Here is a 15,150-nt window from a genome sequence, read left to right on the forward strand (position 1 = left end):
TACAACTAGTTACGGTTTGGGCAGCCATTTTGCCCACTTGATCTGCCACCAAAGCCGGACACGATTGACCGTACCAATGGGGTATTCGCAATCGACGCATTGCGCAAACTGCCTGTAAATACGTTCGGCTTTATCTGGCTGATTGCTTCTGAGATAAGCGATAGCCAGGTGCCACTGGGCTGCCTCCCGAAAAAACGGACGAATGTCGGGTGCCCTGGCTACGCGCTCAAAATTTGGCACCGCCAGTGCGTATTGCCCCTCCAGCAGGTTGGCCTGCCCTTCCAGAAATTGTCGATAAACGGTATCATTCCGAACGCCCGGTACGCTGTCAGAATCGGTGAGACTACGCGTTACCTCGACATCATTCTCCGAACTAGGCAGTACGATGGACGATGTTGACAGATAGACTATCAATACCAGCCCTGTCGCGGCTGCCCAGGCCAGCGTTCGGCGAGCCAGACGCAGGCGCTGCTGCCGCCATCGGTGCTGCTGCTGGCACCGCCGGAGGGTTTCCAGGGCCTGCTGCTGAGCAAAGGCGTCATCCAGCAATGTATGTGCCTGACCAAGCCATTCCACGTCAGCATTTAGCGCCGGGTCGCGTCTTCGCTCGGCATCGACCACTGCCTGCAGGTCGCTATTCTGTGGTTCATGTAGATACTGTTCAAGCCAGTGGTGTTCCTGTTGTTTATCGGATGGTCGTTTCATCACTTGTTCATTAGCTGTTTCAATCTAAGCATACATCGATACTTCCTGGTCTTTGTGTTCTCTTCATTTCGCAGCTGCAGCTCGGCGGCCAGTTGACGCATCGTTTTTTTATCGCGGTAGAATCCTTCGAGTAGTTGCTGACACAGGGGGCACAGCTGACTGAATATGGTCAGTGCCCATCTATCTTCTTCGTGCTGAATGATATCCTGTTCCGGACTGCTATAGTGCGATTGACCGGTAATCGACTGATCGGTGTAGACTATTTCCCGCCTGACGGTTCGATTGCGCTGTCGTAGTTCCTTGAGCCATCGCCGATGGGCAATACCATATATATAAGTCGTCACGCGGACATCTTGCTGGGGCTGATACGTCCCATCCCAGGTGTTCTTTAGAAAATCCAGAATCACCCGCTGAAACAAGTCGTCGGCATCGGCCGAATTTCCGCTATTACTGACAACCATGTGCGTGATGCTACGCTGGCACTGACTGTACAGAAAGCAGGTAATGGTGTCGATCAACCGCACATCTTTCGTACGTAGACCATCATAAATCTGTTGATCTGTAAACGATTTCGGCATGGTGTAGAGGAAAGCAGCTTTGTGTATTGATGCCCGCCAATACCGCGGAGGTAACAGCAGCGAACTCCAAAAAAAAAACGCGCCCTGTCAGGAAACTTAATCCGGTCTGCCATTAAGAGGGGAATTCGGCCGAATTCGTCGTTTCCACTCTCAATCTTTTACGACTATGGCTACCCGTACCAAGTATCTCCTTTCGTTGGTGTTTTTAGCGGTATCGACCACCCTGTTATCATGCCAGCCTGACTCGATTACCCCTCGTACCAAGGCAACTACCCTGACTCGGTCGAGCGAAACGGCCGAACAGCCACCCAAAACAGGATGGCCTAACTAAGTGGTACTACACCTGTTTCGACCCCTGCTAGCGGGCAACCGTGGGCAGGGGTCGATGACGTTTCCAGACCCAGCCGGCCAGAACCGATGTTGCCAGCCCAACAACCCACCAGTCCGATAACCAGGGCGATGGCTGGGCCATCACAGGTCGATAATTCCCCAACAGAATATAGTTGGCCCAGTAATATGGATGGTCGAACTTGGCGGCCAGGGGCGAGGCAAAAAAATCGAGCCGCGCCTGTTGCAAGGCCCGGTCTATGGTGTAACCCTGTTTCAGATATCGATGGAGCCGCAACGTCAGAAAAGATGTCGTTCGGCTGTTGGCCTTCCAGAGTGTCGTTACCACGGCCGGGCAGCCGGCATACAAAAAGGCGCGGGCAATCGATAGTATTCCATCCCCCTTCACGGTCCGGCCTGAGCCGGCCTCGCAGGCGCCCAGCACCGCCAGACCTGTTGCAGCCAGAGGCAGGTTACAAATATCATCGGCATAGAGCCGGTCGGCTGTTTTTCCCGGATACAGCACCAGGTAGGCGTTTGCGGGGTCGCTGTCATCGGCCTGAGCGTGTGTGGCAAAGTACACAACCGGTCGATCAAGTGGTGTCTCCAGCAGAGCCGGCAGACTGGCCCGGGGGCCCAGCAATAACTCACCCCCGATCTGACGGGCTTCGGCTTCACTCGAGGGGAGGGCGCCCCACTCGCCAGCGCTCCCCCCTTCCACGCCGGCCTGTCCAAACGGAGCAACAACCAGCGTAGGGCGGGAACCAGATAGTTGCTCACGGGCGGCAAAAAAAGACTGCGCCGACGATGCGTAAGCAATGGATACCCGGCGCGCCAGATAATCGCGCGCGCGCCACCCGGTTTCAAGCACCTCGAAGGGCAATGCCTGCAAGCTCAGGTCGCGGCTGATGACGAGTCGTGTTTTATCGACCAGGTAGGCCCGAACAGGTTCGATGCAGGCAGCATAGAGAAATGTCGCGTATGGAGCACCTTTATATTGTCTCAGTAGCGGATCTTGGTATAACTCCCCTTTGAGCGCGGTCAGTGCCTGCTCAAATCGACTTGAGTCGATAGGCTGTCGAACCACGGCTACCTGCTGCGCTGTTACTACCAGTATAAACAGCGATGTGGCCTGCCTGACATAAGCCAGGTAGGCAGTCTGCTCGCCCAGTTGTTTTTGTAATGAACGGGTACTGATGACGTTGGGCTGGTAGCTGAGCTGGTAATAAGCCGGAAAATCCTGTCGGAATGTTTCGATCAGACGATGCCGCTGCAGTTCAAGCGCGTTCAGTTCGGCGGCACCAAGACTTTCGGCGGGCATACGTCTTTGCAGCGCCCTAATCTGCTGGTTCAGCCGGTGTTCCTGCTCCAGCAACCGGGTCGGAATGGCTCGTGCCTGGCTCATCTGCTGCTGGAGTGCTTCCCGAAGACTGGCTGCCTGTGATTGTTCGAACAGGCTGAACAACGTTTCGCGAAGACTCGAACTGCGGTGTAGCTCATAGAGTTCCATTGTTGTTGCCAGCGCATCGGGCACCAGTCTGTGCTGCTGCTCGGAAAACACAAGCTGCGCCTGATCAGCATCGATGCCATGCCTGATGCGTTGCTGAAGCTCTACGCAGTACCGATACGTAGCCGCCGAGGCCTGTAAGTGCGCCCGGTTATGCGTAAGGACATACAATTGTTTCAACGCCCGTGCTTTGCGAACTGCCGCCGACAGCAGTATGGTTTCGTCGGTTGCGCTGGCCAAGGGCGGATTGTACGCCAGCACACCGGGCCGGGCTGTATCCTGGCAAACGGCCAGTATAGCGTCCTGGTAGGATTGCAATGCCGGGCTAAGCTGGCGTCGGTATTCGTAGTTCTGCCCTACCTCAAGCAGGGCCTGAGCCAGCCCCCCCCCATGCCGGCCTAAATACCGACGGTGCAGGTCGACGGCCCGGCTGGCATACTGCTCGGCCTTGTCGGGGCGATTGGCCAGCCGGTAGCAGTTACTCATCATGCGCCAAACCATGATCTGATCAGGTACGTGATCGGCCGCTTGCCGGCGGAGCCGTACCAGCTGCCTATCTGCCTGCCGCAGGTACTGTAGCGCTTCGGCAGGGCGGTCGAGGGCGTGCAGTGTCCAGCCAATACCCAGCGTATAGCGCCAGCGTACGCGATCGGTTATGTTTAGTGCGGCCGCCCTGCGCATATGAATGAGCGCTTTCTCATGCTGCCCCATGGTATTGTAGCACCCGGCCACGTTGCTTTCGATATACGCAACTTCGTCGGTCAGCGCAAAACGATTGGCGATGGTCTGAGCCTTCGTTAGCACAACCAGGCTTCGGGTGTAGTTGCCAAGCCGGAAAAACCAGTTTCCCTGATTGTTGAAGTGGTACAGTACATACAGCGGTATTTCCGTTTCGATGCGTGGATTCTGGATTAGTAATGCATCGGCCCGCCGAAAGCAATACTGCGCTGAATCGGGGCGGTAGCGGGCCGAATAGAAGGTTGCCAGACTTGACAACAGCTTGAATATTACCGAGTCGGGCCGAGTTTCTTGAGTGTGGAAAAGGCTTAGCCCCAACCGGCACCGGTCAATTGCACTGTTCAGCCGCTGATCCATATAGTCTAGGCTACTCAGATCAACACAAAGGTTAGCGGCCCGCACCGGATCGGTGCGATAGACCAGCCGGAAAGCCCTGGTATACCAGTGTCGGGCTGCTTGAAACTGGCCTTTGGCATAACTAGCTTCGGCTTGCTGCCGATACTGGTCGGCCAGCACCGATTGTGTCCTGCCCTGTTGCGGACTTATAAGCAAAAGGAAGAGCAGCCCACCAGCAAGTCGGATGGTCATAGGATCAGGCTCTAGTGGGTTACTCCCGATAACTAACTACTACATTGTAGCCACCAGCATTATCAGTCAGATCGCGGTCGTTTACGCCCAGAATCAGGTCGGCATAACTCTGGCCATTACTGGTAAAGCTGCACGCACGGCCGCAAAGTCGCCACTGGGTATCCGTGTTCAGTTTATAGATCAGGGCAGCATGATTCAGAGTCCGATCGATGCTATAGTCGGCCAGCGAAAACCCCAGCACACCAAACTCCCTGCCTTCAGGCCCACTGTTGCCGACCAGTTCACCGACTTTCATCTGGCCCGATGCACTGATCGAAACCACACCATCTTTACTGAAGCGAATTGTTTTAGAAACGGGACCGCCAACCGTCAGTGTAAAAGGTAGATCAACAGCCGTAAGATCTTTGCAGGGCGTCGTATAATACGCATTGATGGCCAGCGAATCGGCTTTAGATGCCCGAACCACTCCCCCACTGGCAACCAGCGACATAAGCGACATCGGATCCGACGATGTCGCCATACCCAGCAACAGACCGGCATGGTAGGCCACGGTTCGCGTTAGTTCCGACCGGGTCCAGTCGTGGCCATTACTCAGCAACAGCATATGCCTGCCACCGGCTTCTGATCGAAGACCGGCCAGCACGGGCACTGTTCCCGGCAACAGGCCAATGCCTACCGGCGTTGTTGGATGAGGAAGCTCGGTCGGGGCAACAAACGAGACGATCAGTGAAGCCTCGGCGCTGAGTTCCAGAAATCCGATCCGGGGATTCAGGCGCTGCCACACGTCGAGCCCGGCCCGAATGGCCTGGCGTTGCCCGTCTGTATCCATTCGGGGAAATGTGTTGGCGATTCGATAGCGAACTGCACATGGCACTGTCGGCGCCCCTGCCTTGTCATTTCGATCAGCGCTGATGTAGAGCAGCCGATCGGCTTCGGGCGGCACAGCTTCGCAACGCCAGCATAGGGCGGCCAGCGTACAAAAGAATGTAATTGTTGGTGTGGAGTAATATCTCATTTTATACCTGATGAGCTGACAGTATTACTGGGTGCCGCGTCTGGCGTATAGACAGTCCGTAGCGTTTCAATGCAGTTTAGCCGCTTGACACAGATAGGTGCAAGTTACAGACCTCGTTCGAAAAACAAACACCTTACCGTCTGGCTAACAGCAACGTTAGCAAACAAACCATCGGCCGGTGCCGGGCGGGTGATTCCCAGCCCCGGCACCGGCCGATGGTCATTTAAACAGCAGGCAGCTTTCCGGGCGCCCCCCGTCAGCAGGTCATTTTATCGACCCGGCGCTGGTGGCGGCCGCCTTCAAATTCGGTGGTCAGAAACGCGTCGACGCAGGCCAGGGCCGTGTCGAGGTCGATGAAGCGCTCGGGCAGGCACAGCACGTTGGCGTTGTTGTGCTGCCGGGTTACCTGCGCCAGTTCGGGTAGCCAGACCAGCGCGGCCCGGATGCCCTGGTGTTTGTTGGCTGTCATCGAGACCCCCTGCCCACTCCCACAGATCAGAATGCCCCGCCCGGCCCGGCCCTCTTCGACAGCCGTGGCTACCGGGTGGGCAAAATCGGCGTAATCGGCCGAATCAGCGCTGTAGGTACCAAAATCCTCAACGGTATACTGGTGATCGATCAGCCACGACTTGATGGCTTCCTTGTAGGCAAAACCGGCGTGGTCGGCACCGAGGGCAATGTGCTGAAGCATAAGCGTAAACACGCAATTAGTGGCGGATATAAAAACGTTTTTGCAAAAATATCCGTTATTGTATTCCGCCCTACGAAAAAGCGGGCCCGTTTGACCCTGCATCAGCCCCGGCCAACGGGCGAATTTCACGATAACCGGTTACGTGCCTACCCGACACGCCCATTACCTTTTTTAGTTAACTAGTTCATGGAATCAACAAAAGAAAACGTTCAACGCTCTGAAACCCAGAGCACCGAACGCATCACCACCGACCTACCGAAACGCGACGAACTGCTACTCACCCCCGACGAGCAACGAATTAAGGAAGCGTTTCAGGATCACAACTGGAACGAAATTAAAACGGCCGACTCCTGGGTTATTTTCAAAGTGATGGCTGAGTTTGTCGAAGGCTTCGACAAGCTGGCCAAGATTGGCCCTTGTGTGTCGATCTTCGGCTCGGCCCGTACCAAGCCCGACAACCCGTACTACAAGATGACCGAGGAGATTGCCGCCAAACTGGTTCGGCATGGCTACGGCGTCATCACCGGCGGTGGACCGGGGATTATGGAAGCCGGCAACAAAGGGGCTTTCGAGCAGGGCGGCAAATCGGTCGGTCTGAATATCAAACTGCCTTTCGAGCAGCACAGCAACATTTACATCGACCCCGACAAGAGCATCAACTTCGACTTCTTCTTCGTACGCAAGGTGATGTTTGTTAAGTATGCACAGGGTTTTGTGGTCATGCCCGGCGGTATGGGCACGCTCGATGAGCTGTTCGAAGCCATTACGCTGATTCAGACCCGCAAGATCGCCCGCTTCCCCATCGTGCTGGTTGGCCGGGATTACTGGAAAGGCCTCATCGACTGGATTACCGAGGTGATGCTGAACCAGGAACACAACATCAACCCCGAAGACATGAAGCTCATTACCATTGTCGACACGCCTACCGAGGCTGTTAAAGCCATCGATGATTTCTACAGCAAATACCTGCTGAAGCCGAACTTCTGAGTCGACACTTACCCTGCCAGACGAGCGCAGCACCCCACCAGCCGGGGGCTTCTGCGCTCGTTTGCTGTTTCAGAAGGTCAGGTACGGGCTGATCTTTTCGAGGGTGGCCGCATCGAGCATCCGGATGGGCCGGAGCGATTCGATCGACGTGTAGGCACCGTGTTGCTCGCGGTAGCGAACAATGAGTTCGGCCTGCCGCCGGCTGATAAACGGATGCCGGTCGAGATCGGCCGCACTGGCCGTGTTGATGGGTATCCGGCGCGGGGCCGACCGCACCTGGGCGTAGTGCGTCAGCTCGCCCAGCGCCAGCGAGTCGAGGCCGTAGATGGTGGCAAACTGCGCCGGACTGACAAAGCCACCCAGCGCATCGCGGTATTTGACGATGCGTCCCGCCAGTGCCGACCCAATGCCTTTGAGCGCCACCAGCTGGGCAGTATCGGCCGTGTTGATGTCGAACGGCTGCAGAACGGGTTTCACGTAGCGGGGGCGGTCGGCCCCGCGCGGCTCACCACTGGGGCCCGGTGTCCGGTCGGGGTAGCGGGTACTGGCACCGGCGTAGCGTTCCTGACCGGGTCGGCGCTCGGGCAGTGTAATGTAGGGGGCCAGTTCGCGGTAGAGATCGGGCGGAAAGGAGTAGATACGCTGCAAATCTTCGGGCCGCCGAAACTGCCCGCCCTTGCTGCGGTACTTGTCGATTCGTTCAGCCAGCCAGCGCGGTAACCCCAGCCGCTGCCAGTCGGCGACACTGATGGTATTGGGATCGAAGGCAAACCGCTCAGCCGACCGGCGGGGCGTTCCGCCCGACCGTTCGGCAGCCACCCGGTCGGCATCGTCGCCCCGCCGGTAGTGGGACTGTCGGGCGGCATCCGTTTTCATGAGGGCCAGCAAACTATCGAGCGTACGCTGGTCTGTAGCCAGGGTGTCGGTGGGCGCCGGGCGGGCCAGGTGTTTGTAAAGCAGCGACCCCAGCAGGGTCAGACTGATCAGTCCGATCAGGACCAGCAAACCACGGCCTTCCGGCTGCGGCAGGCGAAAAAAGTCGCTCAGGAGCGACGTAATACGACGGAACATAGACGGTGGGCAGACGACTTCTTGTCGACGGTCACCAACCTATGCGTTACTTATCAAAAACACAAGCGGGCCACCCCGATGCATGGATCAGGGTGGCCCGTCTTGCCGGTTCAGTGAGCGAGTTTTTAGTTAGCGGTCAGTTTCAGAATCTTACCCGACCCCAGATCGCACAGGTAGAGTTCGTGCCGCTGATCTTCCCCAAAAGCCGATATCGACCCGGCTCTAGGCAACAGCTCGCGGTTGGTGGCCCTTTTGCCGTCGGTGCTGGCGAGGGCCCACACCTTGCCGCTGGCGTAGTCGGCATAGATATACTGGCCTTTCAGCGCCGGCAGCTGACTGCCCCGGTACACCTGCCCGCCCGTTATCGACACGTCGCCGTTCTGGTGGCTGTACTGCCAGATGGGACCAATCAGGTTACTGGCCGGTGGATTGCCTTTGTCGTTGTAAGGGTCGCGGCCTTCGCGGATGCGCCAGCCGTAGTTACCCCCTTTCGTAACGATATCGACTTCTTCCGTTTCGTTCTGCCCCACGTCACCGGCCCACAGTCGTTTCTGATCGTCGAAACTGATTCGCCACGGGTTGCGCAGGCCGTAGGCGAAAATTTCTTCGCGCACACCGTTGCCCTGCCCTCTGAACGGGTTATCGGCCGGGATACCGTACTGACCCTTGTCCGTAGCATTGACGTCGATACGCAGGATTTTTCCGAGCCAGCTTTTGCGATTCTGGGCGTTGTTTTGCGGGTCGCCCCCGCTGCCGCCGTCGCCGGTCGACACATACAGGTAGCCATCGGGGCCAAACAGCACTTTGCCGCCGTTGTGATTGGCGTAAGGCTGGGGAAATGTAAACAGCACGACCTCGGTAGCCGGGTCGATGGTGGGGGCCGTGGCTGAACTGGCCTTGAACCGACTCACCACCGTTTCGCGGGGGCTGTCTTTGGTGTAGTTGACGTAGACGTAGCCGTTTTCACGAAACCTGGGGTGAAACGCCAGCCCGAGCAAACCCATCTCCCCGCCCGATGCGACGCGCTTGTGAATGTCGAGGTAGGTACCGGCCGTGGCTACGTCGGGCCGGTTGTCGAGCACCCGGATACGGCCCGCCTGCTCCACCACAAATACCCGGTTGGTGCCGTCGTTGGCGTAGGTGTATTCGACGGGCGAATCGAAGGTCAGTCTGGGGTACGCGTTTTGCACCCGAACGGCTGCTTTTGGCGCATCGGAACGGGTAAAATCGGGCAGCAGCGATGCTTCCGACACAGGGCTGGTCTGGCCATCGGTTCGGGGCTCGATCGCGGCCGACATGAGCCACGAAACCCCGGCCGTCATGGCCAGCGATATACTGAGTGCAGTTAGTGCTTTATAGAACATGATCCGGAAATCGAAACGATACGGAGCCCCATCCTGCAAATGAGGCACCAAACCCGGGGCCCGAACTTAACAGGGCCGTATGGAGTTGAAATTGGGGGTTCTAACCCAGTCGGACGGGGCTTTTCGGTCATACCGCCCGCCACCGGGTGTTGGCGCCCTTCCTCACACCGAGGTATGTTTTCTACTATCAACCGCCGGTTAGCCGGGTCCTTCGTTCAGTCATGACCGTTGCCAATTCGCCTTTTCTCGACCACCTGCTGGCTCAGCGTAGTCAGTATCGTTACAAGCTGCCGTCGCGGCCCGCAGCCGGTCAGTTTATCGATCAGCTCATGCGGCTGCTGTTTCCCGTTACGCAGGACTGCCAGTCGGTTTCCCAGCATATCGAAGAAACCTACCAGTCGCTTAACGACCAGCTCATCAACCTGCTGTGCCCCCTAGCCGATAACCTGCCCGATACGCCGGAAGTACTGACCGCGCATATGTTCGACCGGCTGCCGGCTATTTACGACAACCTGCTGTTCGATGCCCACGCCATTGCCGACAACGATCCGGCGGCAGTCGGGGTCGAAGAGGTGGTAGCCGTGTATCCGGGCTTCTACGCCATTGCCGTTTACCGCATTGCCCACGAGCTGCTGCTGCTCAACGTGCCCCTGCTGCCCCGGATGCTCACCGAGTATGCCCACGGGCAGACGGGTATCGATATCCACCCCGGCGCCCGCATCGGCCGGTCGTTTTTTATCGACCACGGTACGGGCGTGGTTGTCGGCGAAACAACCGTTATCGGCGACAACGTCAAGATTTACCAGGGCGTGACGCTGGGCGCTACCTACGTGGCCAAGTCGATGGCCCAGAAGAAACGGCACCCGACCATCGAAAACAACGTGGTGATCTACGCCAACGCCACCATTCTGGGCGGGCACACCGTGGTAGGCCACGACTCGATCATTGGCGGTAACGTCTGGCTGACCCAGAGCGTCGAACCCCACTCGCTGGTCTTTCATCAGCATCAGACCGACGTCCGGCTCAAATCGCTGGATGCGCCGGAGCCCATCAATTTCGTTATCTGACCGGCGCCGATTCGGCCGTTGTGCCCGTTTCCGCTGCGAGAATACCTTACCCCAACCACTACACCCTATGAAAGCAAACTCCATACTGGACACCATCGGGCAAACGCCCCACGTTCGACTGAGCCGGCTGTTTCCCGACTACGAAGTCTGGATGAAACTCGAACGCAGCAACCCCGGCGCCAGCATCAAAGACCGGATTGCACTGGCCATGATCGACGATGCCGAAGCGAGTGGCCTGCTCACCCCCGACAGCACCATCATCGAACCAACATCGGGCAATACCGGCATCGGCCTGGCCATGGTGTGCGCCGTGAAAGGCTACAAACTGATTCTGGTCATGCCCGAGTCGATGAGTATCGAACGGCGCCGGATTATGGCGGCCTACGGGGCGCAGTTCGACCTGACGCCCCGCGAGAAAGGCATGCGGGGCGCCATTGAGCGGGCACAGGAGCTGGTAGCGGCCACACCAGGCGCCTGGATGCCGCAGCAGTTCGAGAACCCCGCCAACGTGGCGATCCACCGCGCCACCACGGCTCAGGAAATTCTGGCCGACTTCCCCGAAGGCTTCGACGCCCTCATTACCGGTGTCGGCACGGGCGGACACATCACCGGTGTATCCGAAATCCTGAAAGACCATTTCCCGGCCCTGCGTACGTTCGCGGTCGAACCCGAACTGTCGCCCGTGATCAGCGGGGGCGCGCCGGGCCCCCACCCCATTCAGGGTATCGGTGCGGGTTTTATTCCTAAAAACCTGAACCCCGACGCGATCGACGGCACCATCAGTGTCAGCAAAGACGATGCGTTTGCCTGGGCGCAGCGCGTGGCCCGCGAAGAAGGCATTTTTGTCGGTATTTCGTCGGGGGCTTCGCTGGCCGCGGTCGCGCAGAAGCTGCCGCAGTTCCGGCCCGGGGCCCGCATCCTGACCTTCTGCTACGATACCGGCGAGCGGTATCTCTCGGTCGATGGCCTCTACTAAGGTAGCCGGGTCGGTAGCGGAGGACTGAGCACCCGTCACCGACCCGGTTCTGTTTTCTCACGTTTCACTAAACCCACTCAACGCACTTATGGCAACCCGTTCGTCAACGTCCCGACTTATTAAAGACATCATACTGATCGTGGCCGGCGTGCTGAGCGCCGGTATGGGTCTGAAAGGGTTTTTACTATCCAGTCACTTTATCGACGGGGGCGTAACGGGGGTATCCATGCTGATTGCCAACCTGTCGGGTATTCCGCTGGCTATTCTGCTGCTGGTCATCAACCTGCCCTTTATTGCTTTGGGCTACAGGCAGTTTGGCCGCCGGTTCGCCCTGCGCAGTACGCTGGCTATGGCGGGGCTCTCGCTGGCCCTGACGGTGATCCCCTACCCCGACGTGACGCCCGATCTACTCCTTACCTCGGTATTCGGCGGTTTCTTTATCGGAGCCGGTATTGGGCTGGCCATGCGGGGTGGCGCCGTGCTCGACGGTACCGAGATTGCGGCCCTGCTGATCTCGCGCAGCAAACCCATCCTGAAAGTAAGCGACGTGATTCTGGTGATGAACGTGCTGATTTTCGGCGCGGCCGCCTTCTTCCTCAGCATCGATCTGGCGCTGTATTCGATGATTACGTACTTCGCAGCCTCCAAAACCATCGACTTCGTCCTGCACGGCATCGAGGAATACACGGCCGTACTCATCGTCTCGAAAGAGTATGCAGCGGTGCGGCAGGGCATTATCGACAATGGCTGGGGCGTAACGGTGCTGACCGGCGAACAGGGCTACGGCAAGCAGGGGCTCCGCGAGAAAAACTCGACCGTACTCTACGTGGTGCTGACCCGACTCGAATTGAGCCGGCTACGCTCGCTTATCTACGGTATCGACGAGCACGCCTTCGTGATTCAGCATAGCGTAGATGATGTGGCTGGAGGGAAAATCAAACCGCGCCCGCTTCACTGATCGACCGCCTTAATCGCGAGTTTGTTGTCCATGACCCGGTCGAGCACCAGCTGGTAGGCATCGGCTGGCACGCTCACTTCACCCCAGTACGGGTGGTCGAGAGCCGCAATCAGAAACACCAGCAGCCCGATCATACCGGCCAGAATACCCGTTAGCAGCGCATGGAGCCGCAGGTTTTCGACCTGAAACAGGTAGGAGAAGACGATGGTAGCCAGGGCACCCAGCAACACCACGCTCCAGAGCACACCCGGCACACTCCCCTTGACCGATTCGATGCGCTGCCGGCGGACGTCGACCAGGCGGTTGAACGCCTGAATCGTTTCGCCATGCAGCACCTGCTGTCCCGTTGTCTGCGGCTCGAACGTCAGCAGTCCCTGCTGGAAGCGGGTCAGGTAGTTGTTTTCGTAGATAAAACCCAGCCGCTGCGCGGGCCACGCTTTCCGGATGATGAAGTCGGTATGCGCCCGCAGTTCGCCCTGCAGCCTGGTTTTCAGCGGCTGCGGGTATCCGCCCAGATCCCGATAGAGCACGGCAATCGACGATGCTTCCTGCGAGGCCAGACTGCTGGCCTGCGTGAAACTGCCCCAGGTAGCCACTGTCAGCAGACCCAGCAGCAGCCCGTAGAGCAGCGAAACGCCCGAAAAAAACCAGCCCACCGTACCATTGTCGATTAAACTGGCAATGGCGCTTTTGTGGATCCGGCTGTGGGAGAGCCGCAGCCCCAGCAGCGATACCAGCACAAAAACGCTCACTACCAACAGGCCGAACAGCCAGGTTGGCAGATCATACATCCAACGCATAAACAGAAGATCGTCATCAACCAGACGTGCCGTTTCGTCGGCACCCACTGACTGCATCATGGGCGAGAAAAATAAGCAGCAGCCGGTCAAACCTGCCCGGCTGCTGCTTACTACCGGCTGTACCGGTCAAGTGTTCAAAAAAGTGAGTCAATGCGGGGCTGGGTTTCAGCGCAGCTCCCGAACGAACCGACGCATCGACTCGCGGTAGGTTTGTTCCGACTGATCGATAGGTTGTTCTTCCTGCAGCATCATGCCCAGCGAGATCATACCGTGCGACAGCGCCCACCACTGGTAGTACAGCCGGCGAATGCTTTCTTTCGACTTGGGAATAAACGACGTAATGATCTCGCAGACCGTATCGCTCAGGCTTTGCAGGGCTTCGGACTGGTACACGGGCAGCGCACAGTAGGCCCCTTCCATGTTATACATCACCTGATACACCTCGGGCTCCTGCCGGGCAAAGGCCCACTGAATCAGTGATATCTCGAACAAGCGTTTTTCCGGATCACGGTAGAGCTTCATGATGCGGTGATACTGTTCGTTGAGCTGCGCAAACCCTTCGTCCCGAATCGTACTCAGCAGCACATCGCGGCCGTCGAAGTATTCGTAGACCACGGGGGCGCTGTACTCGATCGCATCGGCAATTTTTCGGATCGATACAGCCTGCCAGCCATCGCGTCGGGCAATGGTTTTAGCCGTTTGTATAATGCCCGAACGAATTTGCTCACGCGATCGCGGCTTACGTTCCAAGGTTTCCATACAAGTCAGAGTGGGGCGTTCAGGGTTGAACACGTTTAAGGTGCCTGAAAACTACGTATTTAGCAGCAGATGAACTACATCTGGTTGCAGATGCCGGGAAAAAGTTAAAAAAAAGACAACTTTTTCTCCTGAAAGACGGATTGACCGCTACTAAGTCACTCTCTTCCGATCAGTAAGTGCCACGTCTACGCCGAATCTATCCCTGTTCCACCTGTTCGTTATCAGCCCGTTCGGCCAGCAGCCAGGCCCCCGCATCGCCAACCGCATAATCGTCGCCCAGTTCAGTGCCATACACGGCCACCACCGGCAATTCGGCTTCGGCCAGCAGGGCTACCAGTTCGGCCAGCGTGTACACATAATGCTGCGCCGTTCGGGTCTGGGTTTCGTGCCGGTGCACATACGTGAGCTGCGACTCGATTCGACCCTCGAGCGGGTGGTAGGTATTGTCGACCATAAACCGGAGGGTAGTTCCATCGGGCAGGTCGATCGGCTGCCAGTTGCGATCCTGATAATCGGGCAGCACCGACTCGGCAATCATTTCTGAATGCACCAGCAGCCGCGCCCCCGGCCGCAGCAAGTCTGCGAGCCGCTTAAGAAACAGCCTCAGGTCGTTACGGGGGAAAAAGCTGAAGCTGTTGCCCAGGCAATAGGCCGCATCGAACCGGTCGCCCGCCGGGTCGATGGCTGCCAGCGGCAGAGTCAATAAATCGCCTTCGACTACCGTAACCGGCAGGTGCCCGGCTTCGGCGGCCGACCGCAGTTCGGCCGCATAATCGGCCGCGATATCGACACCCGTTACCTGAGCCCCCATGCGGGCCAGTGGCAGGGCATGCCGGCCATAGCCACAGAAAATATCCAGCAGCCGATCGTCGGGGCCAAACGAGAGCGTGTCGACCAGTAGTTCGAGTTCAAGCTGGGTCTGCTCGTCCGACTGAGCTGCTTTCCAGGCTACCTGGGGCAGGCCATGAAAAAATTGGGTGTACCACATATAAAAAAAGACGGCCTGCGCCACCGCTGCC

Annotated in this window: 14 protein-coding genes; 4 read left to right on the forward strand and 10 right to left on the reverse strand. The window is 57.8% G+C overall.

Features of this window, described 5'->3' with window-relative positions:
* Window positions 1-9: 9 nt before the first annotated feature.
* From ACYVAC_RS08555 to rpiB, 5 genes are all read right to left on the reverse strand, one after another.
* Window positions 10-705, reverse strand: a complete 696-nt coding sequence (locus tag ACYVAC_RS08555; RefSeq protein WP_461097198.1) for a tetratricopeptide repeat protein — start codon at window positions 703-705, stop codon at window positions 10-12.
* Window positions 705-1,283, reverse strand: coding sequence for an RNA polymerase sigma factor (locus tag ACYVAC_RS08560; protein WP_461097199.1), 579 nt, complete (start codon window positions 1,281-1,283; stop codon window positions 705-707). Before ACYVAC_RS08560 ends, ACYVAC_RS08555 begins: the two co-directional genes overlap by 1 nt.
* Before the next feature lie 358 nt (window positions 1,284-1,641).
* Window positions 1,642-4,113, reverse strand: coding sequence for a CHAT domain-containing protein (locus ACYVAC_RS08565; protein WP_461097201.1), 2,472 nt, complete (start codon window positions 4,111-4,113; stop codon window positions 1,642-1,644).
* A 349-nt stretch (window positions 4,114-4,462) separates the two neighbouring features.
* Window positions 4,463-5,272 carry a hypothetical protein gene (locus ACYVAC_RS08570; protein WP_461097202.1) on the reverse strand — a complete coding sequence of 270 codons (810 nt, stop codon included), beginning with the start codon at window positions 5,270-5,272 and terminating at the stop codon, window positions 4,463-4,465.
* A gap of 442 nt (window positions 5,273-5,714) precedes the next feature.
* A complete protein-coding gene (gene rpiB / locus ACYVAC_RS08575; RefSeq protein WP_461097203.1) occupies window positions 5,715-6,149 on the reverse strand; it encodes a ribose 5-phosphate isomerase B in 435 nt (144 codons plus the stop codon).
* 186 nt (window positions 6,150-6,335) lie between these two features.
* Here rpiB and ACYVAC_RS08580 point away from each other — a divergent pair, with 186 nt between their 5' ends.
* On the forward strand, window positions 6,336-7,136 hold the full coding sequence (locus ACYVAC_RS08580) for an LOG family protein (RefSeq protein ID WP_461097204.1): 801 nt from the start codon (window positions 6,336-6,338) through the stop codon (window positions 7,134-7,136).
* A 69-nt stretch (window positions 7,137-7,205) separates the two neighbouring features.
* Here ACYVAC_RS08580 and ACYVAC_RS08585 read toward each other — a convergent pair whose 3' ends face one another.
* Entirely contained in the window at window positions 7,206-8,207 is a 1,002-nt protein-coding gene (locus ACYVAC_RS08585) for a helix-hairpin-helix domain-containing protein (protein ID WP_461097205.1), read from the reverse strand.
* A 125-nt stretch (window positions 8,208-8,332) separates the two neighbouring features.
* The gene (locus tag ACYVAC_RS08590; RefSeq protein WP_461097206.1) at window positions 8,333-9,571 is read right to left on the reverse strand and encodes a PQQ-dependent sugar dehydrogenase; all 1,239 of its coding nucleotides are present in this window, start codon (window positions 9,569-9,571) and stop codon (window positions 8,333-8,335) included.
* Between the two features lie 221 nt (window positions 9,572-9,792).
* Between ACYVAC_RS08590 and epsC the strand changes: the two genes are divergently transcribed.
* The 3 genes from epsC (at window position 9,793) to ACYVAC_RS08605 (ending at window position 12,572) form a co-directional block, all read left to right on the forward strand.
* Window positions 9,793-10,638: a serine O-acetyltransferase EpsC gene (gene epsC, locus ACYVAC_RS08595; RefSeq protein ID WP_461097207.1), complete on the forward strand. Its 846-nt coding sequence runs from the start codon at window positions 9,793-9,795 to the stop codon at window positions 10,636-10,638.
* A 67-nt stretch (window positions 10,639-10,705) separates the two neighbouring features.
* A complete protein-coding gene (cysK, locus tag ACYVAC_RS08600; RefSeq protein WP_461097208.1) occupies window positions 10,706-11,614 on the forward strand; it encodes a cysteine synthase A in 909 nt (302 codons plus the stop codon).
* A gap of 88 nt (window positions 11,615-11,702) precedes the next feature.
* On the forward strand, window positions 11,703-12,572 hold the full coding sequence (locus ACYVAC_RS08605; protein ID WP_461097209.1) for a YitT family protein: 870 nt from the start codon (window positions 11,703-11,705) through the stop codon (window positions 12,570-12,572).
* Here the strand turns inward: ACYVAC_RS08605 and ACYVAC_RS08610 are convergent.
* From ACYVAC_RS08610 to ACYVAC_RS08620, 3 genes are all read right to left on the reverse strand, one after another.
* A complete protein-coding gene (locus ACYVAC_RS08610) occupies window positions 12,566-13,432 on the reverse strand; it encodes a bestrophin-like domain (RefSeq protein ID WP_461097210.1) in 867 nt (288 codons plus the stop codon). The two genes, ACYVAC_RS08605 and ACYVAC_RS08610, sit on opposite strands and share 7 nt — an antisense overlap.
* Before the next feature lie 105 nt (window positions 13,433-13,537).
* The gene (locus tag ACYVAC_RS08615; protein ID WP_461097211.1) at window positions 13,538-14,131 is read right to left on the reverse strand and encodes a TetR/AcrR family transcriptional regulator; all 594 of its coding nucleotides are present in this window, start codon (window positions 14,129-14,131) and stop codon (window positions 13,538-13,540) included.
* A gap of 196 nt (window positions 14,132-14,327) precedes the next feature.
* Window positions 14,328-15,119, reverse strand: a complete 792-nt coding sequence (locus tag ACYVAC_RS08620; RefSeq protein ID WP_461097212.1) for a class I SAM-dependent methyltransferase — start codon at window positions 15,117-15,119, stop codon at window positions 14,328-14,330.
* Window positions 15,120-15,150: the final 31 nt, after the last annotated feature.

The organism is Spirosoma luteolum (assembly GCF_054778875.1).